The organism is Cupriavidus sp. 09_S30, assembly GCF_056930435.1.
This window is the reverse complement of sequence record NZ_JBXOWI010000001.1, coordinates 576,837-602,484: the sequence shown is the minus strand read 5'-3', so window position 1 is coordinate 602,484 and position 25,648 is coordinate 576,837. Positions and strand designations below refer to the sequence as shown.

At 65.5% G+C, this 25,648-nt stretch carries 23 protein-coding genes; 11 read left to right on the top strand and 12 right to left on the bottom strand.

Annotation, left to right across the window (positions count from 1 at the left end):
- Nucleotides 1-55: 55 nt before the first annotated feature.
- Genes waaA through AC1Z3O_RS02840 form a run of 3 tightly spaced genes read right to left on the bottom strand, consistent with a single transcriptional unit; the run spans nt 56 to nt 3,835 of the window.
- Nucleotides 56-1,363, bottom strand: coding sequence for a lipid IV(A) 3-deoxy-D-manno-octulosonic acid transferase (gene waaA / locus AC1Z3O_RS02850; RefSeq protein ID WP_483513355.1), 1,308 nt, complete (start codon nt 1,361-1,363; stop codon nt 56-58).
- The gene (waaC, locus tag AC1Z3O_RS02845; RefSeq protein ID WP_483513353.1) at nt 1,363-2,469 is read right to left on the bottom strand and encodes a lipopolysaccharide heptosyltransferase I; all 1,107 of its coding nucleotides are present in this window, start codon (nt 2,467-2,469) and stop codon (nt 1,363-1,365) included. Before waaC ends, waaA begins: the two co-directional genes overlap by 1 nt.
- On the bottom strand, nt 2,450-3,835 hold the full coding sequence (locus AC1Z3O_RS02840; protein WP_483513352.1) for a phosphomannomutase/phosphoglucomutase: 1,386 nt from the start codon (nt 3,833-3,835) through the stop codon (nt 2,450-2,452). The genes waaC and AC1Z3O_RS02840 overlap by 20 nt, the downstream gene beginning before the upstream one ends.
- 405 nt (nt 3,836-4,240) lie before the next feature.
- Between AC1Z3O_RS02840 and AC1Z3O_RS02835 the strand changes: the two genes are divergently transcribed.
- From AC1Z3O_RS02835 to AC1Z3O_RS02785, 11 genes are all read left to right on the top strand, one after another.
- Nucleotides 4,241-5,389: a glycosyltransferase family 4 protein gene (locus AC1Z3O_RS02835; RefSeq protein ID WP_483513351.1), complete on the top strand. Its 1,149-nt coding sequence runs from the start codon at nt 4,241-4,243 to the stop codon at nt 5,387-5,389.
- Entirely contained in the window at nt 5,386-6,702 is a 1,317-nt protein-coding gene (locus AC1Z3O_RS02830) for an exopolysaccharide biosynthesis polyprenyl glycosylphosphotransferase (RefSeq protein ID WP_483513349.1), read from the top strand. Before AC1Z3O_RS02835 ends, AC1Z3O_RS02830 begins: the two co-directional genes overlap by 4 nt.
- 29 nt (nt 6,703-6,731) lie before the next feature.
- Nucleotides 6,732-7,868, top strand: a complete 1,137-nt coding sequence (locus AC1Z3O_RS02825; RefSeq protein ID WP_483517501.1) for a glycosyltransferase — start codon at nt 6,732-6,734, stop codon at nt 7,866-7,868.
- Nucleotides 7,865-9,115: a lipopolysaccharide biosynthesis protein gene (locus AC1Z3O_RS02820; RefSeq protein WP_483513347.1), complete on the top strand. Its 1,251-nt coding sequence runs from the start codon at nt 7,865-7,867 to the stop codon at nt 9,113-9,115. The genes AC1Z3O_RS02825 and AC1Z3O_RS02820 overlap by 4 nt, the downstream gene beginning before the upstream one ends.
- Nucleotides 9,112-10,206, top strand: a complete 1,095-nt coding sequence (locus AC1Z3O_RS02815) for a glycosyltransferase family 4 protein (RefSeq protein WP_483513345.1) — start codon at nt 9,112-9,114, stop codon at nt 10,204-10,206. Before AC1Z3O_RS02820 ends, AC1Z3O_RS02815 begins: the two co-directional genes overlap by 4 nt.
- Nucleotides 10,207-10,408: 202 nt before the next feature.
- On the top strand, nt 10,409-12,931 hold the full coding sequence (locus AC1Z3O_RS02810; protein WP_483513343.1) for a hypothetical protein: 2,523 nt from the start codon (nt 10,409-10,411) through the stop codon (nt 12,929-12,931).
- A gap of 2 nt (nt 12,932-12,933) precedes the next feature.
- Nucleotides 12,934-13,932 (top strand): glycosyltransferase, encoded by a 999-nt coding sequence (locus AC1Z3O_RS02805; RefSeq protein ID WP_483513341.1) that lies wholly within the window; start codon nt 12,934-12,936, stop codon nt 13,930-13,932.
- Nucleotides 13,929-14,294, top strand: coding sequence for a GtrA family protein (locus AC1Z3O_RS02800; protein ID WP_483513340.1), 366 nt, complete (start codon nt 13,929-13,931; stop codon nt 14,292-14,294). The genes AC1Z3O_RS02805 and AC1Z3O_RS02800 overlap by 4 nt, the downstream gene beginning before the upstream one ends.
- Nucleotides 14,291-15,145 carry a GNAT family N-acetyltransferase gene (locus AC1Z3O_RS02795; RefSeq protein WP_483513339.1) on the top strand — a complete coding sequence of 285 codons (855 nt, stop codon included), beginning with the start codon at nt 14,291-14,293 and terminating at the stop codon, nt 15,143-15,145. The genes AC1Z3O_RS02800 and AC1Z3O_RS02795 overlap by 4 nt, the downstream gene beginning before the upstream one ends.
- A complete protein-coding gene (locus tag AC1Z3O_RS02790; protein ID WP_483513338.1) occupies nt 15,135-15,935 on the top strand; it encodes a PIG-L deacetylase family protein in 801 nt (266 codons plus the stop codon). Before AC1Z3O_RS02795 ends, AC1Z3O_RS02790 begins: the two co-directional genes overlap by 11 nt.
- Nucleotides 15,936-16,346: 411 nt before the next feature.
- Nucleotides 16,347-17,612, top strand: a complete 1,266-nt coding sequence (locus AC1Z3O_RS02785; protein ID WP_483513336.1) for an oligosaccharide flippase family protein — start codon at nt 16,347-16,349, stop codon at nt 17,610-17,612.
- Nucleotides 17,613-17,740: 128 nt separating this feature from the next.
- On the opposite strand, the gene rfbC is transcribed toward AC1Z3O_RS02785, so the two are convergent.
- From rfbC to AC1Z3O_RS02740, 9 genes are all read right to left on the bottom strand, one after another.
- The gene (gene rfbC / locus AC1Z3O_RS02780) at nt 17,741-18,292 is read right to left on the bottom strand and encodes a dTDP-4-dehydrorhamnose 3,5-epimerase (RefSeq protein ID WP_483513334.1); all 552 of its coding nucleotides are present in this window, start codon (nt 18,290-18,292) and stop codon (nt 17,741-17,743) included.
- 12 nt (nt 18,293-18,304) lie between these two features.
- Nucleotides 18,305-19,177, bottom strand: coding sequence for a glucose-1-phosphate thymidylyltransferase RfbA (gene rfbA / locus AC1Z3O_RS02775; RefSeq protein ID WP_483513332.1), 873 nt, complete (start codon nt 19,175-19,177; stop codon nt 18,305-18,307).
- A gap of 130 nt (nt 19,178-19,307) precedes the next feature.
- The gene (locus AC1Z3O_RS02770; RefSeq protein ID WP_483513331.1) at nt 19,308-19,865 is read right to left on the bottom strand and encodes a D-glycero-alpha-D-manno-heptose-1,7-bisphosphate 7-phosphatase; all 558 of its coding nucleotides are present in this window, start codon (nt 19,863-19,865) and stop codon (nt 19,308-19,310) included.
- The gene (locus AC1Z3O_RS02765) at nt 19,862-20,554 is read right to left on the bottom strand and encodes a nucleotidyltransferase family protein (RefSeq protein ID WP_483513330.1); all 693 of its coding nucleotides are present in this window, start codon (nt 20,552-20,554) and stop codon (nt 19,862-19,864) included. The genes AC1Z3O_RS02770 and AC1Z3O_RS02765 overlap by 4 nt, the downstream gene beginning before the upstream one ends.
- On the bottom strand, nt 20,554-21,141 hold the full coding sequence (locus AC1Z3O_RS02760; RefSeq protein ID WP_483513329.1) for a D-sedoheptulose 7-phosphate isomerase: 588 nt from the start codon (nt 21,139-21,141) through the stop codon (nt 20,554-20,556). The genes AC1Z3O_RS02765 and AC1Z3O_RS02760 overlap by 1 nt, the downstream gene beginning before the upstream one ends.
- Complete coding sequence (locus AC1Z3O_RS02755) at nt 21,138-22,166, bottom strand: GHMP family kinase ATP-binding protein (RefSeq protein WP_483513328.1); 1,029 nt, start codon at nt 22,164-22,166, stop codon at nt 21,138-21,140. The genes AC1Z3O_RS02760 and AC1Z3O_RS02755 overlap by 4 nt, the downstream gene beginning before the upstream one ends.
- A gap of 64 nt (nt 22,167-22,230) precedes the next feature.
- A complete protein-coding gene (locus AC1Z3O_RS02750; protein WP_483513327.1) occupies nt 22,231-23,490 on the bottom strand; it encodes a hypothetical protein in 1,260 nt (419 codons plus the stop codon).
- Nucleotides 23,491-23,507: 17 nt separating this feature from the next.
- Nucleotides 23,508-24,542, bottom strand: a complete 1,035-nt coding sequence (locus AC1Z3O_RS02745) for a glycosyltransferase (RefSeq protein WP_483513326.1) — start codon at nt 24,540-24,542, stop codon at nt 23,508-23,510.
- A 212-nt stretch (nt 24,543-24,754) separates the two neighbouring features.
- A complete protein-coding gene (locus tag AC1Z3O_RS02740) occupies nt 24,755-25,345 on the bottom strand; it encodes a hypothetical protein (protein ID WP_483513325.1) in 591 nt (196 codons plus the stop codon).
- Between the last annotated feature and the right edge of the window lie 303 nt (nt 25,346-25,648).

The following is a 25,648-nucleotide window of genomic DNA, read 5'->3' as shown; positions in this document are numbered from 1 at the left end:
GGTCGGACTCCTTGACAACGACAAGGGTGTTAGAGGCGTCCGTGGCACCCAGAGTTCAACGCGGCTCCTGCGCGAACGGCACGATGGCCGGCGCCAGGTCGGCCACCGTGCGCGAGGTGGCGCCCCGGTGCAGCGCGGCGAAGGCGCGCGCGTTGCCGCCCATGGCGGCCAGGCGCGGGGCGTCGCCGAGCAGCGCGGCGGCGGCGCGCATCAGTTCGTCTGCATCCGCCACGCGCTCGCAGGCGCCGGCAGCGATGGCGTCCTCGGTCGCCTGGGCGAAGTTGAAGGTGTGCGGCCCGACCAGCACCGGTGTGCCGACCGCACAGGCCTCGATCAGGTTCTGCCCGCCGAGCGGCATCAGGCTGCCGCCGATGAAGGCCAGGTCCGAGGCGGAGAAATACATCGCCATCTCGCCCATCGAATCGCCCAGCAGCACATCGGCCGTCAACGGACCCGAGCACGCGCCGCCCGCCAGCGTGCTGCGGCGCTGCACGGAGAAGCCAGCGCGCGTGGCCTGGGCGGCCACCTCGTCGAAGCGCTGCGGATGCCGCGGCACCAGCAACAGCGCCGGCCGCGGCACGCCGCCGCCCAGCGCCGTCCAGCGCGCGAACGCCTCGAGCAGCAGGGCCTCCTCGCCTTCGCGCGTGCTCGCGGCCGCCAGCACGGCACGCTCACCGAAGGCCTGGCGCAGCTTGCGTCCGCGCTCCATCAGGCCTTGCGCGGGCTGCATGTCGAACTTCAGGTTGCCGGTGACCTGCACCGAGGCCACGCCCAAGGCGCGAAAGCGCTCGGCATCGCCTTCGGTCTGGGCCAGCACCCCGGCGAAGTCGGCATAGACCGCCGCGGCGGCACTGCCGAAGCGCGCGGTACGGCGGAAGCTGCGCGGAGACAGGCGTGCGTTGACCAGGAACAGCGGCACGCCCGCCCGGCGCGCGCCGCGCACCAGGTTGGGCCAGACCTCGGTCTCCATCAACATGCCGGTTTCGGGTTGGAAATGCCGCAGGAAGCGGCGCACCAGCCAGGGCAGGTCATAAGGGATGTAGCACTGCGCCACGCGCGGCTCGCTGCCGAACAACTGGGCGCCGGTCTGGCGGCCAGTCGGCGTCATATGAGTCAGCAGCAGCCGGTGGCCCGGATAGCGCGCCAGCAGTGCCTGTACCAGCGGCTGCGCGGCGCGCGTCTCGCCCACCGACACCGCGTGCACCCAGAGCCAGGGACCCGCGCCCGGGCTATGCGGATAGCGGCCCAGGCGTTCGCCCACGTGCTGCAGATAGCCAGGCTCGCGGCGCGCACGCCAGGCCAGGCGCAGCAGCGCCACCGGCAGCGCGATCAGCCACAGCAGGGAATAGAGCAGGCGCAGCATCAGGCAGTCATCCCGCGCACGCGGCGCGTCGCCGCATAGACCTCGTCCACCGCGGGCACCACGCCGTCGTCGCCCACGTTGGCGATGGTGTCGGACCAGTAGCCTTCGGTCTTCCAGCGCCAGGTGGCCGTGTAGATTTCCACCGTCGGCCGGCACAAGGCCGCGGCGATGTGGACCAGGCCGGTGTCGACGCCCACCACCACCTCGGCACGGTTGATCAGGCCGAAGCCCTGCATCACCGAGAAACGCGGCAACACCCGCGCCTGCGGCACGCCGGCGGCGATCTGCTCGGCCACGCGCCGTTCCGCCTCATTGCCCCACGGCAACAGGACTTCCAGCCCCTCGGCGCGCAGGCGCTGGCCCAGCGCGTGCCAGCTCGCCACCGGCCAGCGCTTCTTCGCGCCCGCCGTGGCATGGAAGCAGACGGCATAGCGTGCCGGCAGGCTGGACCAGATCGGGTCGTCGACATGCAGGGAACGCGCCTGCGGCCCGAAAAAGCGTGGCGGCTCCGGCGGCGCCATCCCCGTCAGCGCGGCGCCCAGCAGGCGCGAGCGCCGCACCGAGTGCGTCTGGCGCGGCACCTTCACGTCGAGCGTATAGAAGAGCCGGGCCGCCGGCTCATAGCCGGAGCCCTGCGTGGCATTGGCCAGGCCGATCAGCGGCGCACCGGGCTGGCGCTGCGCCACGCGCGCCACCACCGCTGTCTTCAGCAAACCCTGGGTTTCGATCACGGCATCGTAGGCCGTTTCACGCAAGGTGGCGCGCAAAGCCCCCACCTCATGCCAGGTGGCGGCCTGATAGAAGCGCTTGCGCCAGCGGCGCAGCGCGAAAGGGATCACTTGTCGCACTTCGGGCAGCAGCCGCACGAGGTCGGCATAGCCCTCCTCCACCACCCAGTCGATCTCGCAATCGGGCCAACGTGCGCGCAGGTCGTGCACCAGGGGCATGTTGTGCACGACGTCGCCCAGCGACGATACCTTCACGATGAGAATGCGCGGCCGCGCCGGCAAGGCGAAACCGGCGACGGCGCCCTGGGCGGGCACCGTCAGGGCGCCCGCTTCGGGCAGGGAATCCATCCGCATCCGCTCAGAACGGCAGTTGCGCATCCGGCTTCTCGGCCAGGATCGCGCGCTTGAACTGGGCCTGGATGCGCGCCAGCGCGGCGTCGTTGTCGGCCTCGAAACGCATCACCACCACGGGCGTGGTGTTGGAGGGCCGCGCCAGGCCGAAGCCATCCGGGTACTCCACGCGCACGCCGTCGATCTTGTTCACCTCGCGCGCACCTTCGAAGGTTGCGTTGGCGCGGATCTTGTCGAGCAGCGTGAAGGGTTCGCCTTCGGCGCACTTGAGCTGCAGCTCGGGCGTGCTGTTGGAGTTCGGCAGCGCATTGAGCACCACGCTCGGGTCGGCATGGCGCGACAGGATCTCCAGCAGGCGCGCGCCGGTGTACAGGCCGTCGTCGAAACCGTACCAGCGGTCCTTGAAGAACACATGGCCGCTCATTTCGCCGGCGATCGGCGCACCGGTCTCGCGCAGCTTGGCCTTGATCAGCGAATGGCCGGTCTTCCACATCAGCGGCTCGCCGCCGTGCTGGCGGATCCAGGGTGCGAGCTTGCCGGTGCACTTGACGTCGTAGATCACCTGCTTGCCCGGATTGCGCGCCAGGATCTCCTCGGCGAACAGCATCAGCTGCCGGTCGGGGAAGATCACCTGGCCATCCTTGGTGACCACCCCGAGGCGGTCACCATCGCCGTCGAAGGCCAGGCCCAGCTCGCAGTCGGTCTCACGCAGGCAGCGCATCAGGTCCTGCAGGTTCTCGACGTGCGCCGGGTCCGGATGGTGGTTGGGGAAGTTGCCATCCACCTCGCAGAAGAGCTCGGTCACCTCGCAGCCCAGTCCGCGGAACAACTCGCCGACGAAGGCGCCGGCGACCCCATTGCCCGCGTCCAGCGCGATCTTCATCGGCCGCGCCAGCTTGACGTCGCCCAGGATGCGGTCGACGTACTGGCGGCGGATGTCCACCTGCTTGTAGCCGCCCGCGCCACTGGTGAAATTGCCCGCTTCGATGCGCTGGCGCAGCCCCTGGATGGCGTCACCGTAGATGGCCTCGCCGGCCAGCACCATCTTGAGGCCGTTGTAGTCGGGCGGGTTGTGGCTGCCCGTCACCATGATGCCCGAGGTGGCGCGCTGGCCGTCGAGCTCGACATTGGTGCCGAAGTAGACCATCGGCGTGGCCACCATGCCCAGGTCGATCACGTCCAGGCCTGCGGCGCGCAGGCCCTCGACCAGGCCGCCCAGCAGATCGGGACCGGACAGCCGGCCGTCGCGGCCGACCACCACGGCGCGCTCGCCTTTCTCGACGGCGGTGGAACCGAAGGCCAGGCCAACGGCGCGCGTGACCTCGCGGGTCAGCGTTTTGCCGACGATGCCTCGGATGTCATAGGCTTTGAAAATGGAGGAATCGAGTTGCATGCTTCGTCCTGTTTGCGTTGTACCGGCCTGCGGCCCGGGTCTCTGCCCGCGCCTGCCGGCGGCGTGTCGGTCCGCCATGTCAGCGATGTCCGGCCACCGCCAATGGCGGGCTGGCCAGGCGCCAAAGGCGATATTTTGCCGGAATGCGCCGGGCGCGGCAGTTTATAATGGTGGGGTTGCGCACGCCGCACCCTCGTGCACCACCTTACACGCCCGGCGAGCACCAGTACCGCGTGGCACCGCGCCCGGCCGGAAAAAGCGACGCACAAGGCGTGCGGCAGCACATCCGATGCCGCGTCTCGCGAGACTGGCCTGGCGTCCGCCCGCGTCGTGACACGGCGCAAGCGCCGCAACCCGGCCCGGTCCGCCCCGAACCACCACCCGATCCCGTCAGAGAACCTGGCATTGTCGTCCTCCAACCTGCCCGACCGCCGGCTTCGCGTCGCCTTCCTGATCACCCAGTCGGAGATCGGGGGAGCACAAAGCCACGTGCTCGACCTGCTGTGGGCCCTGCGCGATCGCGTCGCCGCCACTTTGCTGGCCGGCGGCGATGGTCCCCTGCTGCAGGGAGCACAAGACGCCGGCGCCACCGTCGTGCGGATGCCCCTGCTCGATAATGCCTTGTCGCCAGTGCGTGCCATCGCCGCGCTGCGCGAGCTGATGCGTGCGCTGCGCGCCGCGCGCCCCGACCTGATCCATGCCCACAGCGCCAAGGCCGGCGCCCTCGGCCGCCTGGCCGGCCGCCTGCTCGGCGTGCCGGTGGTCTACACGGTGCATGGATTCGCCTTCAAGCCGGCGGCGCCGGTGCGCCAACGGCTCGCCGCGCGCATCGGCGAATGGCTGCTGGCACCGCTGACCGCCCGCATGATCTGCGTGGCGGAAGCCGAACGCGAACTGTCCCGCAGCCTGCCCATCGCACAGAACAAGGTCAGCGTGATCCGCAACGGCATCGGCGACACCACGCTGCTGGCCGAGCCCGGCCAAGCGCTGCGGCGCATCGTGATGGTGGCGCGCTTTGCCGCCCCCAAGCGACCGGACCTGCTGATCCGGGCCTTCGCGCAGGCAGCGCTGCCGGATTGCGAACTGGTCATCGCCGGCGAAGGGCCGCAGCTGGAGGCCATGCGCACGCTGGCCGCGAGCCTGGCGCCCGCGCGCATCCGCCTGCCGGGCGCCGTGCAGGACATTGCATCGCTGCTGGCCAGCGCACAGGTCTTTGCCCTGGCCTCCGACCACGAGGGCTTTCCGCTCTCCGTGCTCGAGGCCATGCGCGCCGGGCTGCCCGTGGTGGCCACCGACCTGCCCGGCATCCGCGAGCAGCTCGATGACGGGCGCTGCGGGATACTGGCGGCGGCGGGCGACGTGAGCGTCCTGGCCGGGGCCCTGCAGCGGCTGGCCGGCGATCCCCGCCTGCGCGCACAACTCGGCACCGACGCACGCGCACGCTGGGCAGGCAGCTTCGGCCAAGCACCCATGGCCGACGCCACGTGGAACGTCTATCAGCTGGCCGCGGGTGCCCACCGGCCGGCATTACACCATGCGGGCTCGATCCGATGAGCAAGAGCCAGACACTCCAGCGCAAGGGGCCACGCACGGCCGGGCTGCGCTCCGAAACCATCCGCCGCGCGAGCCACATGCTCAGCTGGGCAGCGCTCGGACTGCTCCTGTACGGGCTCAACGCCGTGCTGGCCGAGACGGCCCATCATGCGGGGCTGGTCACCCATGTCTTCACCCGCACGCTGCTCTGGTCCATCGCCCCCTACCTGCTGGCCTTCACCCTGCTGCAGCGTGCCTTGCACCTGCCGGCCATGGAGGGCAACAGCCTGGTCGGGCTGGCGGTGACCCTGCCCTTCATTGCCCTGCTCTTCGTGTTCGCGGCCTTGCACATCGAGTATTCCCGCGGCGCGCTGCTGCTCGGCTACCTGACCACGCTGGGTTGGACCTGGACCGGATACCGCCGCTACGTCAGCAACTACGTGCCGGTCTTCGGCTACACGGACCCGGCAACGCTCGAACAACTGCACGAGATCCTTGCCATGCCGGGCGCCGCGCCGCCCATGCAGCCACGCTTCGAGATGATCGCATCGCTGGAAGACGCAGTGCACTGCGACGGCCTGATGCTCGACCGCAACGCCGCCGCCGATCCGGAGCGCACGCGCCTGCTGGCCAAGCTCAAGCTGAGCCATGTGCGCATGTACTCCGTGGAGAAGATTGGCGAGATGATCACCGGCCGGGTCGGGCTGGCGCACATCGACGACAACTTCCTCGATGACTACGCCAGCCACTATCTGTACGGTTACCTGAAGCGCGCCATCGACCTGCTGGCCGTGCTCTGCCTGGCGCCGCTCGCCATCCCGATCGCGCTCGGGGTCGCGCTGGCAGTCCGCCGCGACTCCGCCGGCCCGATCCTGTTCCGGCAGGGACGCGCGGGCATCTACGGCAAGCCTTTCACCATGCTGAAGTTCCGCAGCATGAGCTTCGACGCCGGCGCGCCCGCGCAATTCGCGGCCCATCAAGATCCGCGCGTGACGCGGGTCGGCCGTGTCATCCGCAAATACCGGCTCGACGAGATTCCCCAGTTGTGGAACGTGCTGTGCGGGCATATGAGCCTGATCGGACCGCGCCCCGAGCAGGTGCCGATGGTCGAACACTTCTCCGACACCATCCCCTACTATCCGTATCGCCACCTGGTTCGCCCCGGCTTGTCGGGCTGGGCGCAGGTGCAGCAGGGCTACGTGGGCACCCACGAAGAAACGGTCACCAAGCTTAGCTATGACCTCTACTACGTCAAGCGCTGTTCGTTCGCGCTGGACCTGCTGATCGCGGTCAAGACACTGCGCACGATGATGACCGGGTACGGAGCGCGCTGAGGATGCCGACCTCGCCTGCGCCCCGGCCGATGCGCATCATGTTGCTGAGCACGGGCCTGAAGATGGGCGGCGCCGAGCAGCAGGTCGCCGCGCTGGCGCGGCAGTTCATCGCGCTCGGCCATGCCGTGGCCATCGTCAGCCTGACGCCCGGCTGCGATGTCGAACTGCCCGATGCGGCAACGCTGACCTGCCTCGACATGCGCAAGACGCCCTGGTCGATGGCGCGGGCCCTGTGGCAAGCGCGCGGCATCGTGCGCCGCTGGCGGCCGGACGTCATCCATGCCCACATGATCCACGCGAATGTGTTCGCACGCGTGCTGACGCGCATCGTGCAGGCGCCGCCGCTGGTCTGCACCGCACACAGCTACCGCGAGGGCGGTAGCCTGCGCATGCTTGCCTACCGCCTCACCGACGGCTGGGACAGCTTGACCACGCACGTCAGTACCGACGGTCGCCAGGGCATGATCGACGCCGGCGCTGTGGCGGCCGATCGCATCGCCGTGGTGCCGAACGGCATCGACACCGGACGCTTCCGCCCCCGCCCCGACCTGCGGCTGGCAGCGCGCGCCGCCCTCGGCGTGCCGCCCGAAGCGATGCTGGTGCTCAACGTCGGCCGGCTCGTGCCCGAGAAGGCGCAAGACCTGCTGCTCGACGCCTTCAGCCGCCTGCAGGCCGCGGGGGGCAAGAGTGCCGGCACGGCGCGCCTGCTGATTGCTGGCGAAGGCCCCATGCGGGCGGCACTGGCCGACGCCATCGCCCGGCTCGGCCTCGGCGATCGTGCCGCCTTGCTGGGCATGCGGCGCGACATCCCGGCTTTGCTGAATGCCGCGGACCTCTTTGTCCTGTCATCCCAGGTGGAAGGCATGCCGCTGGTGGTGGCGGAGGCCCTTGCCTGCGGCTGTCCGGTCGTCTCCACCGATGCGCCCGGCGTGACGGACATGCTAGGCGATGCCGGCCGGATCGTGCCGCGCGGCGATGCCGAGGCACTGGCCACAGCGATGCGCGCCGCGCTGGAGTCGACCGATGCCTCCCCGCAAGCGCAGGCCGCGCGCTGCCAGCGCGTTGCCTCGCGCTTCAGCATCGAAGCCGTCGCCCGGCAATGGCTCGAACGCTATGCCAGCCTCGCCGCGTCCGCTCCTGCCGCGCACGCGGAGCCCGCCCGATGAGTCGCCGCATTGCCGGAAACCTGCTCTGGATGCTGGCCGAGCGCGGCATCCAGGTCACCACCGGAATCGGCATCGTCGCCATGCTGGCGCGCGGGCTCGGACCGGAGGGCTTTGCCCACTTCCAGTACGCGCAAGCCGTCGTGCTGATCGCCTCCTCGGTGGCGCTGATCTGCGGAGGCGAGGTCGTCGTGCCCCGCCTGGTCGCCAAACCCGAGCCGCAGGCCCAGCACCAGTTGCTGACGCACGCCTTCCTGCTGCGTGCCGGCGGAGCCATCCTTGGATACCTGCTGATGTGCGGCTTCCTGCTGGTGCGCAGCCCGGCACCGGACACCTGGAGCGCGGCCGCTCTCCTGGGGATCGCCATCCTGCTGCGCGAGCCCTTCGGCGTCGTCACCGCCTGGATGCAGGCGCACACGAACAACCGGCCGAATACGCTGTTCAGCCTGGCCTCGCTCGCCGCCAAGGCGGGACTCGTGGCATTCCTTTTCGTCACGGGCATGCACAGCGTTCCCTGGTTCGCCAGCGCCTATGCCATCGAGGCCATCATCCTCGCCGCCCTGCTCGCCGCCTACTACTTCATCAGCGAGAAGCGCAGTGCCGTCGGGTACGATCCCCGCCTCGCGCGAGAACTGATGCGCAGCGGCGCGCTGTTCTGGGTCAGCTTCATGCTGATGATGGGCGCGCGACGGGTCGACCAGCTCGTGCTGCAGCCCGCGGTCCCGCTCGCCGATTTCGGCGCGTATGCGGCCTGCATGCAGATTCTCGACAACTACACCATCGTGGCCACCATCCTGGCTGCAGGCATTGCCCCGGCCTATGTGTACAGCAGGACGGCATTCGCCGCCGCGCACGCCAACATCGCCCGCGTCGCCGTGGCGATGACGGCGGTCGGCCTGTTCGGGGCGATCCTCATCGCCGCCGGAGCGCCGTGGATCGTGCAACTGCTGTACGGCAAGGCGTTCTCGTCCACGGCCTCCCTGCTGCGCGCTGCCGCACTGTCATCGACGCTGATCTTCGCGGACGTCGGCCTGACCCTGCTGCCGGTCTACTTGCGGCGGCCCGGGTGGATCGCCATCAAGTGGGGAGCCGTGCTCGGCGTCACGCTCGTCTTCGACCTCGTCATGGTGCCGACCTACGGCGCCTGGGGCGCCATCGGCGGCTATGCCACCGGCAATGCCGTCGCCGTCATCTTCGGCACGTGCATGTGGTGGCGCACCAGGAAGACACTTTCGCTGGTGGCACCATGAAGACACTGCCCACGGTCTGTTTCCTCACCGGCACCCTGAATGCCCTGGCCGGAGCGGAACGCATGACGGCGGTCATCGCCAATGCCCTGGCCGCGCGCGGCTACGCCGTCCACATCCTCAGCTTGTGGGATGCGCGCAGCTGCTTCACGCTGCACCCCGGCGTGACCCACCATGCGCTCTTCAGCGAACGCCCCTCGTTCAAGCGGGCCTATCTCGCCACCGTCACCGGTATCCGGCGCTATCTCCGGCAGCACCGGGTGGACACCCTGGTCGAGGTGGACACCATGCTCACGCTGTTCACCATGGCGGCATGCTGCGGACTGCCCGTGCGCAGGATTGCGTGGGAGCACTGCCACTTTGACGAGGACCTGGGTCGGCGAGCCAGGCGTGCTGCGCGCTATCTCGCTGCCCGCACTGCGGCAGGGATCGTGGTGCTCACCCAGCGCGATCGCCTACGGTGGCTGGAGGCCCTGCATCCGCGCTGCCCGGTCGAACGCATCCCGAACGCGCTGCCATTCCCGTACCCAGAACGCGCCGCCCCAGCCGACACCAAACGCGTGCTGGCCGTCGGCCGGCTCGATACCGCCAAAGGCTTCGACGTCCTGCTGCGGGCATGGTCCACGGTCGTCGCAGCATTTCCGGACTGGCAGCTGCAGATTGTCGGCGAAGGCGCGGAGCGGTCGGACCTCCTGGCACTGCGGGACGACCTCGGGCTTGCCGCTTCCGTTTCGCTGCCGGGCGCAAGGAACGACGTTGAGACAGCATACATGGGCGCTGCCGTCTTCTGCCTCAGCTCCCGGTATGAAGGATTTGGGCTGGTGCTGGTCGAGGCCATGGCCTACGGCCTGCCGGTCATTTCCACCAACTGCGAGACCGGACCAAGGGAACTGCTTACTGGCGAAGACAATGCGCTGCTCGTCGCCACCGACGACCCGGCGGCCCTGGCACAAGCCTTGATGCGCGCAATTGCCTCCCCTTCCCTTCGCGCACGGCTGGGCGAGGCAGGGCGTGCCGTCGCGCTCGGCTACGCCGACCGCCGAATTGCGGACATGTGGGAACAGCTGCTGCTCCCGGGCGAACGAAAGGGCTAGGGCAGCGCAGGCTGGCCGGCGCTCCGGCGCCGCTTGCGGCCTGACGCAGAGAAGCAACCTATGACTTGGAGCAGCAGCATAGCGAAACCATGAGAGATGTCGTGCCAGTCGAACATGTCCGTGCCGGCGCAGCCGGCGACGCCCGCCACGCGCCATCGCCCGGGAGGCGTGGCGCCTCCCCTCATGTGAACGAGAATTCCCGGTGGCCTCGCGCAATTGCGGTCCACCAGCGCCGATCCACCTGCCTACCAGCGCCAACATGCTGATATACCCAGATAAAGCTAGCCAGCGGCCCCAGGAGACAAGAAGCCAGCCGACGGCCATCCTCCTCATCGCGTCTGTACTGTGCGTACTGGCGGGCCTGGCTCACTACGCCGCCGAATTCCCTGTGTATTGGAAGCCGGACGTATTCAGGGATTTCCTGGCCTGGAGCGCGGCTTGCCTGGGCATCGCATGGCTGCTTCGGCGCGTTGCGAAGGTGTGGGCCACCCGTCTCTTCGCGCTGACCATCCTCCTGTACCTGTCTATCGGCGTGGGCTTCAGCGCGAGTGCCGCTGTCGCCCTGCTCTTTCTTTCGGCTTTCCTCTACGGACGTACATCGCTTCGCCTCGTCTTCAGCAGTGGAAGCGAAGCCGCCGACTGGTCCCAGTGCATCTTCGCGGGACTGGCGGTGCTGCTGGCCGTGTTCAGCGTCCTGGTCCATTTTTCCGTCAATTTCAGGGCGTTGTACTTCACCATTCTCGCGGCGCCTTTGGCCGGCCAGCTCCTTTGCGGCCGGATGATGTTGGGCTGGCGTGCCTTTTCAGACGGCATGGCGGCACGGATGAAGGCATTGGACGAAATTCCATACTGGTATTTCGTCCTGCTGGCAACGTTGCTGGGGGTGGTGGCGAGATATGCGCTTTACCCCACGGTCGGCTATGACGAGAATGCACAGCACCTGAGGCTCTGGACGGAGCTCGCCTATCGGCACGTCTATTCCTTCGACGTCTTGACGCAGGTCTGGGAGGTGGCGCCCTTCTCCGTGGCCCTGCTGCATGCCATTGCCTCGCTCACGGCGGGCGCGGACGCGCGCGGCGCGCTCGATCTGGCGTTTCTGCTTCTCCTCTTCACCCAGCTTTGGGCGATCCTCGCGCACTTCTCCGTGCGGCCGCTCGACCGCATGCTGCTGCTGCTCCTGTTGGCGAGCACGCCGATGGTCGGCAGCCTGCTTGGCACCTTGCAGGCGGAGCTGTTACTGGCGCTGTTGGCCGCCGGCGGCGTCCGGCTTGCCCTGGAGGCGAAGGACGGCTGGCTCAGCAGCAAGACCCTCGTCGTTATCGCGATCGGAGCCATGTGCGCGGCAACCAAGTTGCCCGGTGCGCTGATTGGGGCCCTGCTGGCGATGGCGACTGCTGTGCAAGTCTGGCTATCGCGCGGCCCCGCCCAAGCCGTGCAGCGACCGAGGCACTGGGCGATGTTGCTGTTCCTCTCCCTGATGGTGCTGCTGGCGCTGCATTCGTACGTCACGGCCTGGAAAATGACGGGGAACCCGTTCTTCCCCCTCTACAACGGCATCTTCAAGTCCCCCTTATTCGAGGCGAAGAATTTCTCCGACGTGAGATGGATCAAGGGCTTCAGCTTGCAGAGCTATTGGACCGTGTTCTTCAGGACGTCGGGGTTTCTCGAATCGAAGGACTTCGTCGCGGGCTTCCAGTACCTGTTCCTTCCCTTCCTGGCCCTGGCCGGCATCACGAGGGTGCATCGCAAGCAGCTGTTGATCGTGCTGATTCCGCTCGCCGGCTTCGGTATCGCGATGTTCGCCATGACCCAGTACTGGCGCTACGTCTTTCCAGCGCTCCCGCTCGCCACGATCGTGATCGGGGTGCTTCTCCGGGAGAGGCCCGGCAGAGGCTCCTGGCATATCGCCATCGTGAGAGGCGCGATCTTCTTTTATGCCGCCGTCAACCTGTACTTCTTTCCGGGTATCTCCTGGGTCTTCGAGACCGCACCGCAGCAGGCCTACAGGGAGGCAGGGCGCCACCAGATTACCGAGAAGATCAATCCGGTAAAACTGATGACGGCCTATGTGAATGACAAATACAAAGGTGCGAGGGTGCTTTACCCGGCTTCCGCGCCTTTCGGCGCGAGCCTTGAAGGCGCCCCTATCTACGTCAACTGGTACTCCCCGTCGACCGAGGCTCGCTTCGGCGCAGCCAGGAACCTTGCCGACGTCGCGGACTTCCTGAAAGACGAGAAGGTAGAATTCGTCGTCTGGAGCACTTACGATGTGTACGCCGCCAAGGATCCGGAATGGTGGCTGCGGGAATACTTGAGTCGTGCAGGCACTCCGGAACTCCGGCTCGGCAACTTCGTTCTGTACCGCGTCATTGGCCATGACCTCTCCTATCGTCAGGTCTTTGATCTCCAGAAGGACACTTCGGACACGACGAAGACAGTGAGAAGCGAAGCCCCTGAGATACTGGCGACAGTACCGATCGGCGGTGCATCGCTTGCGCGGTATCACGCAACGCTCAATTGCCAGTCGCCAGCTGGACGCCTGGTATTCCAGATCAACTGGGATGCGGGGCCGACCTACTATCGCCTCATTCCCTGCAATGGTGAACCGACCGATTTCTCGGAATCGCTGCCGGTACCAAGCGGGGCCTCCCGTGCGGAGATCCGCCTTGGCAGGCAAGATGCACCTGAGATCCTGCTGACGAACCTTACGCTAGAGACGAATTGACAATGAGTCCGACAAATGCGCAGCAGGCTGTTGCCGTGGTCATACCCTGCTACAAGGTAAAGCAGCACATCCTTGGCCTCATCGGCCGAATCGGACCGGAATGCGCCAGGATCTACGCAGTCGATGACTGCTGCCCGGACGGCAGCGGAGACTTCGTCAGGGACAATTGCCAAGACCCGCGCGTGACGGTCCTGCAAAACGCCGTGAACATGGGCGTCGGCGGTGCTGTCATGACCGGCTACCAGGCGGCGATTGCGGACGGCATGGACATCATCGTCAAGGTCGATGGCGACGGACAGATGGATCCTGTGTTGATCCCGGACTTCATCGCTCCGATCTGGGCTGGCGAGGCTGACTACACGAAGGGCAATCGCTTCTTCAATCTCGAGGAGATCAGCGCCATGCCGAAGGCCAGGCTCTTCGGCAACGCGGCGCTTTCCTTCATGACGAAGCTCTCTTCCGGCTACTGGGACCTGTTCGATCCGACCAACGGCTATACGGCCATCCACCGGGAGGTGGCACAGAAGCTGCCGTTCAACAAGATCAGCCGCCGGTATTTCTTCGAGACCGACATGCTGTTCCGTCTCAACACCTTGCGCGCCGTCGTCGTCGATATACCGATGGATGCGAAGTACGGCGATGAGGTGAGCAACCTGAAGATCAGCAAGATCGTCGGTGAATTCCTGGTCAAGCACACCCGGAACTTCGCCAAGCGCATCTTCTACAACTACTACCTGCGGGACATGTCGCTCGCTTCGATCGAGTTGCCGACGGGGATACTCATGATGCTGGCGGGCATCATTTTCGGCAGCTACCACTGGATCTCCTCGCTGGAGAGAGGCTCGGCCACGCCTGCCGGCACCGTGATGCTTGCCGCCATCCCGCTGCTGATCGGCCTGCAATTCGTCCTGGCCTTCATCGCGCACGACATCTCGTCGGTGCCGCGCAGGGCCATCCACAAACGTGCCGTGCGCAGGCCGAAGGGGCCGGCAGGGGAATGATGATCAGTCGCCAGTTTGCCGTCTTTGTGTGCGTCGGCGTGCTTTCGGCCGCCGTCGATATCTCCGCGATGCAGGCGCTGATCCATTGGGGCGTCCAGTATGGAGTCGCCGCCACTGCGAGTTTCTTCATCGGTCTGGCTGTGAATTACGCCTGCCACGCCCGCGTCACCTTCAAGGTGCGGGGATCCGCGGCAACCATGATGAAGTTCGGCGTTGTCGTCTTCCTGAACTATCTGATCACGATCGCCCTGATCGTTGTTTCCCGCCACCTCCTGGACAGCGTGATGATCGGCAAGATCGCGTCGCTTCCCGTCGTGGCCGCCAATGGCTTTTTCTTGAGCAGGCACTGGGTATTCAGATGATCACTTTCTCGCCGATCGGCATCGAGCAGGAGCGGCTGCAGCGCTATCAGACGCTGTTCCGGGAGTGCTTCCCCGGCACCACCAAGTTTGGCTCAGCCTTCCTGACGTGGCTGTACAAGGACAACCCCGACGGCGAGGCCATCGGATTCGACGCCTTCGACGGCGATCGCCTGGCCGCGCACTATGCCTGCATTCCCGCCCGTCTCCGTGTCCACGGGATGCCGGTCACGGCACTGTTGTCGCTCAACACCGCGACGCACCCGGACTACCAGGGCAAGGGCCTATTCACCAAGCTCGCTGACATGACCTACCGGGCGGCGGCCGACCTGGGCTTCCATTGCGTGTACGGCGTCGCCAACAGCAACAGCACGCCCGGCTTCGTGCGCAAGCTGGGCTTCCAGCTGGTGCAGCCGCTGGATGCGATGGTCGGCGTCGGCCGGCTCGGAATCGATTTTTCCCGGGTCGCGCGTGATGCGGCGTTCGAACGCGTATGGACGCCGGAGTCCCTGGGTTGGCGCTGCGCCAATCCGGTCAATCCGGTCCATCGCCGCCTCTGGAATGACCGGCTGTGCCTGCAAGCCCGTGCCTCTGGCCGCTTGATTTCCGCCTACGCCGAACTGCCTGCCACGGTGGAAGCGGGCACCGGCGGAAACGGCAGCCTGCGCACGCCCTTGCGGCTGTTCCTCGGTCTTGTACCTGGTGCCGCCTGCGATTTTGCAGCGTATGCGCACATCCCCCAGCGCCTGCGCCCGTCCCCCCTCAACCTGATCTATCGCCCGCTGGGCGCGGACGGCGCACGCTTGGAGCCGGGGCAGATCCAGTTCACCTTCTTGGATTTCGATGCCTACTGAGGACGGCAAGGCGGGTCCGGTCGCGGTATTCCTGTTCGCGCACCAGGACGATGAGTTCGGTGTCTTTCAGCAGATCCTTGCCGAGCGGCGGCTTGGGCGGCGCGTGGTCTGTGCATACCTCACCAGCGGCGTGCCCCCTGGCTCGGACCCTGCGCAGCGGGATCGGGAATCGCTGGCCGTATTGGGCCGCCTGGGGGTCGCGGCGACGGATGTGCGCTTCGCCGGCGCGCAACTCGGCATCGCCGACGGAAGACTGAGCGATGCGCTTCAGCCCGCCTTCGCATGGACCCGATCCTGGCTGGCATCGTTCGCCTCGATCGGTTCCGTGTACATGCCAGCCTGGGAGGGCGGGCATCCCGACCATGACAGCCTGCACGCCTTTGCGGTCCAGCTTTGCACGGAACTGGGAATCACCACCCGCGCCAGGCAATTCGCCCTCTACAATGCGTTTCGCTGCCCGCGGCCCTTCTTTCGGCTCCTGGCTCCATTGCGCGAGAACGGCCCGGTTCAGGCCTCGCGCATTCCGTGGCGCCATCGCGTTCGCTTCCTGAAGTACGCCTTGACCTACCCCTCCCAGCGCAATAGCTGGATCGGACTGTTCCCTTTTCTTGTCCTGCACTACATGACCTCGGGAACCCAGGCGCTGCAGCCGGTCAGCAGACAGCGGATTCTCGAGCGCCCGCATGCCGGCCCGCTGTACTACGAGCATCGCCGCTTCTCGACCTGGACCGCGCTGCATTCGGCCGTCCAGGCCTGGTTGGCGAGCAGACCGCCGCAAGCGGGAACCTAGCACCGGGTGCTCCCGCCGCCCTGTTCCCGCCACGGTGAGCGCGCAGGCTGTCATGCTACACTCGCCACCGTTCGAGAGCCGGGGCATGCGGGAATCCGCGCCCCCGCCGCCGGTACAGCCCAGGGGCGTTCTTCGCCATCGCGGCGGCCCGTTCCGGCAGAACCGGTTCCTGCGGCCGTCTTGCGCGCGCCAGACCGGTTCGGCATTCGTGCTCCCCGGCCACCCTCTCGGACACAGAGCTTTCCCCCGGAGAACAGAGCAGACGCGCGCGTGTGCGGTGTCGTGACACGGATTGCGTGCGCCATCGCCTCGCGCCGGCGCTCAGTCACGACGCCCGGCGGCGGCAGCGCGATCCATGGCCCTGCACACGCCTGATCGCCCACGCCTGGCGTACGCCTCAAAACACAGCCGATGACCACATCGATCAAGAAGACCGTCCTGTATCTGATCCTGATCCAAGGCGGCAACTACCTGTTTCCGCTGCTGCTGCTGCCCTATCTCGGCAAAGTGCTTGGGGTCAAGGAATTCGGCGTACTTGCTTACTGCCAGGCGATCATGCAGTACCTGACCCTGCTGACCGACTATGGCTACAACCTGACGGCAACGCGGCTCGTATCGCTGCACCGGGACGACCGGCCCATGCTGGACCAGGTGTATTCGTGCACCACGGCGGGCAGGCTGGCGCTGATGCTCGGCGCGCTGGTGCTGCTGATTGCCGGCATCGCGTTCGTCCCCGATATCCGCTCGCACTGGGCCGTGTTCCTGGCCGCGAGCCTGGGCCTGATCGCGAACGCAGTCACGCCCCTGTGGCTGTTCCAGGGCCTGGAGCGGATGAAGTCCCTGGTGCTGCCGACCTTCGTTTCGAAGGCGGTGAGCCTGCTTTGCGTGGTGATGCTGGTCAAGGGCAACGGCGACGCAGCCTTTGCAGCACTCGGCATCAGCATCGGCAACGTCATGCTCGCCGCCGCTGCCCTGTGGATCATCGCCAGGGAGAAGCTGGCATCCTTCGCGATGGTGAAGATGCGGGCAATCCGTGACACGCTCGTTGACGGGTTCCCGGTCTTCCTTTCGGTGGTGCTGGTCAGCTTCTACGTGAACTTCAACTCGATCCTGCTGAATTACTTCTACGGACCGGTCGCCGTCGGCCAGTTCGCGATGGCGGACAAGATCCGCCTGGCAGCGCAGGCCGTGTTCGTCGTGATCGGCCAGGCGTTCTATCCACGCATCAGCCAGTACAACGCCATCGATCCCGCCGCTGCGGGCAGGCTGCTGCGCACGGCGATGCTCGCGATCCTGGGCTCCGCCGGCATCATGTTCGTGGTGATCCAGCTTTGCGCAGGCTGGGCGGTCACCTTCTGGCTCGGCGAGCAATTCCACTCATCGATCGCACTGCTGAGGCTGGAAGCGGTGCTGCTGCCCATCATCGGCGTAGCGCTCGTGTACGGCAATCTGGGCTTGATGGCCATGGGCCACACACGGCTGCTGAAGAATGTGTACGCGGTCGCCACCGGTCTGCACCTGTTGTACGTCGTACCGCTCACGCGCTATCTGGGCGCGGAAGGGACCATCATTTCGGTGATCCTGACGGAACTGGTCGGCGCCGCCGCGTTTGCATGGCTCTACCTTCGCGAGAGCCGGAAGTCCCCCGGCAGGACAGGGCAGGACGCGCCGGCCTGAACGTCATCGCTGCGGCATAGCGGCGCCAGGCTGGCGCCGGCGGGGCTCCCGCACGGCGCGCCGCTTGGACAACGGCCAGCCCCCTTGCCCGCGATGCCGCAAGGAAGCCCGCTGCTGCGGGCCGGCCTTTACTCGAACATATCGGCGTCGTTGAACAGCTTGCCCGCCGCATCCTTGGCGGCCAGCGTCGGCGTGCCGGAGACCGGCCACTGCACGGCCACCGTCGGGTCGTTCCAGAGCAGGCTCCGCTCATGCTCCGGATGCCAGTAGTCGGTCGTCTTGTACAGGACCTCGGCAACGTCGCTGGTGGCAACGAAACCATGGGCAAAGCCGGGCGGCACCCACAGTTGGCGCTTGTTCTCGGCGGACAGCACCACGCCCACCCACTTCCCGAAGTTCGGCGAGCTGCGGCGCAGGTCGACCGCCACGTCGAACACTTCGCCGGCCGCCACCCGCACGAGCTTGCCCTGCGGATGCTGGATCTGATAGTGCAGGCCGCGCAGCACCCCCTTGGCCGACCGGCTGTGGTTGTCCTGCACGAACGGCGTATCGACCCCAGTGGCCTGCTGGAAGTCGCGCTGGTTGAAACTCTCGAAGAAGAAACCCCGGTCGTCGCCAAAGACCTTGGGTTCCAGGATCACGACTTCGGGCAGCGCCGTCGGCGTCGCAATGAATGGCATCTGTGTTCTCCCTTACTTCAGCAGGCCCAGCAGGTACTGGCCGTACCCGTTCTTGGCCAGCGGCGCGGCAAGTTCCTGCACCTTGGCCGCATCGATCCAACCCTGTCCGAAAGCGATCTCTTCCGGACAGGCCACCATCTGACCCTGGCGCTTCTGCAATGTGGCAATGAAGCTCGACGCATCCAGGAGGCTGTCGTGCGTCCCGGTATCGAGCCAGGCGTAGCCTCGCCCCATGATCTCGACGTTGAGGTCGCCTTGCTCGAGGTAGCGGCGATTGACGTCGGTGATCTCCAGCTCGCCCCGGGCGGACGGCTTGATGTCGGCCGCGATGTCGCAGACCTGCTGGTCGTAGAAATACAGGCCGGTCACCGCGTAGCTGCTCTTGGGCTGCTGCGGCTTTTCCTCGATGCTGATCGCGTTCTGGCCGGCATCGAACTCAACCACGCCATAGCGCTCCGGGTCATGCACGTGATACGCGAAGACACTGGCCCCGTTCTGGCGGGAGTCGGCGCTCTTCAGCAGCTTCGGCAGATCGTGCCCGTGGAAGATGTTGTCCCCCAGCACCAGCGCGCTGGGGCCGCCGTTCAGGAAATCCCGGCCGATGATGAATGCCTGCGCCAGGCCGTCCGGCGAGGGCTGCACGGCGTAGCTGATGTTCATGCCCCACCGGCTGCCGTCGCCGAGCAGCTCCGCGAATCGCGGCGTGTCTTGGGGGGTCGAGATCACGAGGACATCGCGCATGCCCGCCAGCATCAGCGTGCTGAGCGGGTAGTAGATCATCGGCTTGTCATAGACAGGCATCAACTGCTTCGAAACCGCCTGCGTCACCGGATAAAGCCGGGTTCCCGACCCGCCGGCGAGGATAATGCCTTTACGTGCTGTCATGTTTTTCTCCTTCTGCATCCCGGGAGCGTCTTGACGCGCCGGGCGCTGTCACTCCGGGAAATGCCCGGGGTATCCGGCATGCCCGCCTCGGACAAGCCATGCCGGACGATTCGCGGACAGGCTGCCGCCCTCAATATTCCAAATAAGAAACCGCTTCGCGCAGAGACCCGATGACTGCGGTGGCCCCTTGCGAGGTCTCGTCATACCGATTCCCGGCGGGTGGGGCGAACAGCAGGTTGCGCGCCACGCCGGCGGCCAGGCCCGCTTCGATGTCCGAGTGCTTGTCCCCCACAAGAAGCGACCTGCCGAGATCCACCTCGAACTCCCTCGTCGCCTGGATGAGCATGCCCGGCTTCGGCTTGCGGCAGTCACTGTCCTTCCGGTACTCGCCCACGCCGTGCTCGGGATGATACGGGCTGTAGTAGACCGCATCGATCTCCGCCCCTGCCGACTTGAACGCCGCCTTCATCCAGTCGGTCAGCACCCGGAAGTCGTCTTCCGTGTAGTAACCGCGGCCGATGCCGGCCTGGTTGGTGATGATGAAGATCCAGTAGCCGCGTTCCTTCGCCGCCCGGCAGAGATCGAAGATGCCATCGAGGAACTCGAACTGCGCGGGTGTCGATACGTAGCCGTGGTCGACGTTCACGACGCCATCGCGGTCAAGGAACAGTGCAGGACGCATCGTCATTTGGCAATGCCCGCCAGTTCGCTCTGCGCCCGCGCATAGTCATCGGGCACGCCGATGTCGATGAAGTAGCCACGGCTCACGAAGACATCGAAGCGCCGCTGCCCGACGGCACCAGGCAGGTAATCCGTCTCGAACGAGAATGCCTGGCCTGGCGCGAAGGCATCGAGCGTATCCCGGGGCAGCACATAGCACCCGGCATTGATCAGGCCGGGACCGGACATCCCCTTCTCGAAGAAGCCGAGCACCTGGCCGTCCGAGACATCGAGGCGGCCATATCGCTTGGTATCGGGCACTTCGCGCGCGACGATGACCGGTACCTGCCGGCGCCCCCACTCCAACTCGACATCGGCAACTTCCAGGTCCAGGAAGGTGTCGCCGTTGAAGACGAAGACATGTTCGCCCGTGCAGCGGCCCAGGGCGGCGCGCATGGCTCCGCCCGTGCCCAGCGGCTGCTGCTCGATCTCATACACCAGATCGAGCCCGGCGAAGCTGCTGCCGAAGTGCGTCACCACCGTGTCGGCCAGATAGCCGAGGGACAGCACCACCCGGGTGAAGCCCTTGCGCGCCAGCACCGTCAGCAGGATTTCAAGGAACGGGCGCCCCGCCACCGGTGCCATGACCTTCGGGACATCCGACACGACCTCCCTGAGCCGCGTCCCGAGGCCGCCCGCCAAGACGATGGCCTCCATCAGGCGGCCTCCCCGAAGATCTCTTGTTCGATGATCCCGCAAAGGATGTGCCCGAGGACCAGATGGCCCTCCTGGATCTTCGGCGTGACGGCCGACGGCACGGCCAGCAGATGATCGCAGAGTTCCGTCATGGGGCCGCCGCGGTTGCCCGTCAGGCCGATTGTCACGACGCCGGACTGGCGCGCCGTCTCGAACGCCTTGAGGATGTTCGGCGACTGGCCGGACGTCGAATAACCGATGAACACGTCGCCCGGCTTGCCTTGTGCCTGTACCTGGCGCGCGAACAGCTTTTCGAATCCGTAGTCGTTTCCGATCGCGGTCAGGATCGACGAGTCCGTCGTCAGGGCGACTGCCGGAAGGCCGGGCCTGTCGAACGCAAAGCGGCTGACGAGCTCGCCTGCGATGTGCTGCGCATCCGCGGCGCTGCCACCATTGCCGGCCAGCAAGACCTTGCCGCCCGCATTCAGCGCCTTCACGCACGCCAAGGCAGCCGCCTCGGTGGCCGCCAGCAATGACTGGTCGCCAAGCATCTCGCCCATGATGCGCTGCGTTTCCCTGACCTGATCAACGATATAGGCTTTGTTCATGCGATACTCCATGCTTGGGTGCCGTGCTTAGTGAAATGCGCGTTGCTGACCTGTCCTTCATACTTGTTCAGCGTGCGGATCACGTCCATGCGCCGATCCGGCGGCACGAAGAACATCATGAATCCGCCGCCGCCGGCGCCGGATACCTTGCCTGCCAGCGCGCCTGACGAGATGGCGGCATCATAGATCTCATCGATGTGCGGGTTGGATACGGTGCGCGCGCTCTTCTTCTTGTTCTCCCATCCCTGCAGCATCGAATCCACGATGCCGGAGAAATCGCCCTTCAGCAGGCACTCCTTCATGACGAATGCCTCGCGCTTGATGTTGTGGAATGTCTCGATCGCATCCTGGCTGCCGGACTGCATATTGTCGCTCTGGTCCGCGATGATCTTGGCGGACTCCCGCGAAACACCGGTGTAGAAGAGAACCAGGGACGCTTCCAGTTCGCAGATGATCCAGTTCTTGATGCGTAGCGGACTGATCAAGGCCCGCTCTTCAGCGTAGAACTCCATGAAGTTGAAGCCGCCGAAGGTCGCCGAGTACTGGTCCTGGCGACCGCCTTTCAGGCCGCAGTCCACACGCTCGATCTTGAACGCCATGCGCGCGATGGTGTAGTCATCCAGCGGCAGACGGAGAAGCTCCGCAAATGCCCTGACCATGGCCACGACCAGCGTCGACGAGGAGCCGAGCCCCGAGCCGGCCGGCGCATCGCAGAATGTCGTCAGCTCAAGCGCCATCGGCACCGAATTGTTGAATTCGCGCATGATCTCGCGATACACCGCCGAATGCAGCGCCAGCTTCGATGCGGTGGACAGCACATCATCCACGCCGTGCTCCGACACGAGCCCCTGGTCGGATGCAACGAAGCGGACCACGGGTTCGTCCAGCACCTTGATGACCGCATACGCATACCGATCGATCGTTGCGTTCAATACCGCACCGGTATGAACATCGCAGTAGGGCGACACGTCGGTACCGCCGCCTGCGAGACCAAGACGAAGAGGTGCACGCGCTCGAATAATCATTTAGTTTTCACCTGAAAGACACCCATTCAGACGGGACATTTCACGAAAGATCATCGGCCCGAACTCATGAACAGGGGGTTGATACAGTATCTGCAGCCACAGGCATTCGAGCCGCCGCTTTCCGTGGGAACGCGATGAGCAGCACCGCGAAGCCAAGGAAGAAGGATATTGACTCGTGGCCGCTGCTTGCCAAGGACGTGAGCGCCAGGTAGACGATGGCTGCCTTGGCACGGGGATCCGCCAAGTTGATGCGCCGGCACAACAGATACATCATCCACAAGAAAAAGACGCCGTACACCAGCAGGAAATCGAGAAGGGTGGACTTTGTCGACACATTGTTCAGCCCCTCGAGGATATCGACCATCTCTGAAAAGTTCAGCGGGTACAGCGCGCCGAGCCAGTTCATGGCCGCTCCTCCAAAATGCTGCACGGCGCCGTAGAAACCGTAATAGCCATATCCTATCGGATCGGCGACCAGACCAGACAGCCCGGTGAGCCATAGCGTAAGGCGCGTCGACCCTGAGGTGAAGTTCTGGAAATCGTACGCGACAGCCTGCGCCTGGTGCAGGCCAATCCACGCGACAACCGGAGCGAAGGCGATGAGGTATGGAATCTGGCGGCGTGTCAGGCTGATGCTCAGGAAAGCAATCAGGATACTGATCGACGCCCCCTTCGAGCCGAAGATGGCCAGCAGGACCACGAGCAACAGCATGAACACGGCCTGCCGCTTCGCCGAGTAGGCGCGCGGCGCTTCGATCAACAGGAAGAGCATCATGGCATAGCGCCCGACCAGCGTCGAAAAATGGGACGTTTCCTGCATGAATCCACGCGCCCGTGCATCCGAAGCGACCAGATAGCCGGGTGCAAAGATTACCTCGCGAATGGCCTGGGGCAGGCTGCCCGGAAAAACATCGCTGCAGAGATAAGCGATCGCGCAGATGGCGAGTGCGATGGTCAATCCCATCCGCAGATCCCGCACTCGCAGGTGATCGAAGAACAGCAGCGGCGACAACCAAAGTGCCGACAGCACAAGCAGTGTTGCCGACTTCACTGCGAACAGCGGCGCCATCCCGAAGAAGAGCATCGACAGGATCGAAGCCACCAGGCCATATCCAACGAGCCACCAGGCATTCAGGCTGACTGTCGAATGCGCGCGTCCCTCGACCAGGCGCACCAGAAGCACCATAGGCAGGCAGCATGCGATCAGCAGCGTGCCCGGCGAGGCCGCCAGATAGCCAAGGGTCCCGGGCCGATAGACGGCGCCGAATGCCGTCAGGGCAATCGATGCGGAGAACGCGATGGATAACAGCCGGGAAATGAGCATCTCAGTAAATGAGCACCTCAGTCGCGCGCCGGCACTGCGCTGCCGACCAGCCGGGCAGCCTCCGCCCGGATCTCATCAGCAAACAGCTTCCAGCTGGCATGGGTCTCGACCGCGCTTCGTCCGGCGTCGGCGATTTGCGCCCAGTAGGCATTGTCTTCCATCAGCCGCACGGCTCCGCTGATGAACTCGGAAGGCGAATCGAAGGAAATGAGATTCTGGCCCGCCCGGAAGTAGCCGCAACTCTCCACATCGAGCGTGGTAGCGATCACCGGCACCTGGTTGGCCATCGCCTCGAGTATCTTCTTCCGTATCCCCCCGCCGACATAGGTCGGGGAAACCAGCGCAAGCGATTCCGCGAAGACCGCTTTCAAGGATGGCACGAAGCCAAGCGCTCTTACCCGCAGTTCTGCGAGCCTGTCCGGCGTCATATCGACGAGTTGGGCGAGTTGCCCCATTTCCACGCCGGTGATTGCCAGAGAGAGGGGCTGCAGCGCGGGCTCAGTCGACGCCGGCACCCAGACGGTATGGAGAAAGCGCTTCAGGCTGGCGACGCTCTGTGTGGCGCGGGGGTTGAGCAGGACGAGCAGCTGCAACGACGCCGCGGATCGGTTCAGTTCGCGCCTCGGCGGAATGGGGATGCCTTCAGGCGCGAGAAAGAAGTTGCTGCTGGCATCCTGGGCGCGGGCGATCGAGAGGTCGTGGTCGGTCAGGAAGGCGACCGCATCCACACGCCGCCAGATCTGCATTTCTTCCCGGCGTGTGAGCATGGCGAACAGACTGGCCGCAATGCGGGCTGGCCCGTGCAGCGAATCGCGAAAACTGCGCACCAGCTCATACTCGATGTTGTGCTCGCGCAGGATGATCGGCACGCGCCAGCCTGCATTGCGCTTGATCTTCTCGGCCAGCGCAACGGTGTGCGGATGGAAACAGAGAATGGCGTCAAATTGCACGGGACCGATTGCTTCGGCATAGGCCGAGGCAGCCGTGCCGGCCGAGTATTTCTCGAACTTATACGGCTTCGCTCTCAGCGTGGAAGACAGAACCACGCCCACGGACTCGCGCGGCGTGAATGGAACCGCGACCTGGCGAACACCGATGGCCGCGTAGCCCGCAGCCGCCTCTGCGCTGTTCTCCGCTCGCGGATAGGCATAGGTGACATCGAACTGCTCGGCAAGCGAGGCGAGCGCACCATGTATCCCTTCCTTCCCGCCATCGACCGGAGGAATCACTTCTTGCGGCCCCAATGCGAGTATTTTTATGCGTTTCATCTACGTCCGATTCGTGAATACAAGGCGGCTGCCTTCGCGCGCATGCGGTATGTCAGTCCCAGATTGATCGGCATGACCAGCCCGCCAAGGCGCAGCATCTGTTCGCTGAACAGATACTCGAACGCCACCGTTACCGCCTTGCGAAGCACCAGTTCCTCGGAGACGCCAGCGCCCAGCCGGCCCTTCCAGGACCATGGGCTGACCGGGCCCGTAAGATGCACATGTAGCAGATGCTTCAGCGGCACATGGGCTTCACCATGGGCCCTCAGCCAATCGCGGATGCCTTGGTTCGAGCCATCCGTAGGCAATGTGTCGGCGAGTTCCCTGAACACGGCGAATCCGGCCGGATTCAGCAGGAAGCAGAATGTCGACAGGTGCCGCCGCGTCGGGTTGCGCGAATCCACCAGCAGCAGGTCGGTGGTGGGATGGACGACGCCTGCTGCGGCAGGCTCGCTGATCGCTGCCAAGCTCGGAATCAGCGCGCCAAGACTCTTGGAAATCAGGTGCCACGGATGCTTGGCGAACAGCGTATCGTTCAGTACCAGATAAAGATCGTGGTTTCCGACGACCGCAGACTGCTGAAGCATAGGCGGAAATGTCGAGAAAGTGCCCGGACGAGCCGATCCACAACGCCGACTCCTCGTTGCCCACGGCGGGTGCCGATTCAGGCGAACGCATGCCGACGTAGCACTTCTGCACCGAACTGTGAGGCGGCAGCAGATTGCGCACGAACGCCGCCACCACCTTCGAGAAACGCGAAGGTGGCATGTAATAGCACGCGCCGATCACGGCGATGCGCAGGCCTTGCTGATGCCGGGCCGCCGAATGCGGGTTGCTAGTCATCGCCGCGCACTCCGGAGTGCCGGTACCAGCATGCGAAGACGGGACGA

Coding starts and splice junctions, on each gene's coding strand:
- AC1Z3O_RS02805 (WP_483513341.1), top strand. CDS start 12,934: ATGAGTCCGACAAATGCGCAGCAGGCTGTTGCCGTGGTCATACCCTGC.
- AC1Z3O_RS02820 (WP_483513347.1), top strand. CDS start 7,865: ATGAGTCGCCGCATTGCCGGAAACCTGCTCTGGATGCTGGCCGAGCGC.
- AC1Z3O_RS02840 (WP_483513352.1), bottom strand. CDS start 3,835: ATGCAACTCGATTCCTCCATTTTCAAAGCCTATGACATCCGAGGCATC.
- rfbA (WP_483513332.1), bottom strand. CDS start 19,177: ATGACAGCACGTAAAGGCATTATCCTCGCCGGCGGGTCGGGAACCCGG.
- AC1Z3O_RS02755 (WP_483513328.1), bottom strand. CDS start 22,166: ATGATTATTCGAGCGCGTGCACCTCTTCGTCTTGGTCTCGCAGGCGGC.
- rfbC (WP_483513334.1), bottom strand. CDS start 18,292: ATGCCATTCATTGCGACGCCGACGGCGCTGCCCGAAGTCGTGATCCTG.
- AC1Z3O_RS02770 (WP_483513331.1), bottom strand. CDS start 19,865: ATGACGATGCGTCCTGCACTGTTCCTTGACCGCGATGGCGTCGTGAAC.
- AC1Z3O_RS02790 (WP_483513338.1), top strand. CDS start 15,135: ATGCCTACTGAGGACGGCAAGGCGGGTCCGGTCGCGGTATTCCTGTTC.
- waaA (WP_483513355.1), bottom strand. CDS start 1,363: ATGCTGCGCCTGCTCTATTCCCTGCTGTGGCTGATCGCGCTGCCGGTG.
- AC1Z3O_RS02800 (WP_483513340.1), top strand. CDS start 13,929: ATGATGATCAGTCGCCAGTTTGCCGTCTTTGTGTGCGTCGGCGTGCTT.
- AC1Z3O_RS02740 (WP_483513325.1), bottom strand. CDS start 25,345: ATGCTTCAGCAGTCTGCGGTCGTCGGAAACCACGATCTTTATCTGGTA.
- AC1Z3O_RS02750 (WP_483513327.1), bottom strand. CDS start 23,490: ATGCTCATTTCCCGGCTGTTATCCATCGCGTTCTCCGCATCGATTGCC.
- AC1Z3O_RS02825 (WP_483517501.1), top strand. CDS start 6,732: ATGCGCATCATGTTGCTGAGCACGGGCCTGAAGATGGGCGGCGCCGAG.
- AC1Z3O_RS02785 (WP_483513336.1), top strand. CDS start 16,347: ATGACCACATCGATCAAGAAGACCGTCCTGTATCTGATCCTGATCCAA.
- AC1Z3O_RS02765 (WP_483513330.1), bottom strand. CDS start 20,554: ATGGAGGCCATCGTCTTGGCGGGCGGCCTCGGGACGCGGCTCAGGGAG.
- AC1Z3O_RS02815 (WP_483513345.1), top strand. CDS start 9,112: ATGAAGACACTGCCCACGGTCTGTTTCCTCACCGGCACCCTGAATGCC.
- AC1Z3O_RS02795 (WP_483513339.1), top strand. CDS start 14,291: ATGATCACTTTCTCGCCGATCGGCATCGAGCAGGAGCGGCTGCAGCGC.
- waaC (WP_483513353.1), bottom strand. CDS start 2,469: ATGCGCAACTGCCGTTCTGAGCGGATGCGGATGGATTCCCTGCCCGAA.
- AC1Z3O_RS02760 (WP_483513329.1), bottom strand. CDS start 21,141: ATGAACAAAGCCTATATCGTTGATCAGGTCAGGGAAACGCAGCGCATC.
- AC1Z3O_RS02830 (WP_483513349.1), top strand. CDS start 5,386: ATGAGCAAGAGCCAGACACTCCAGCGCAAGGGGCCACGCACGGCCGGG.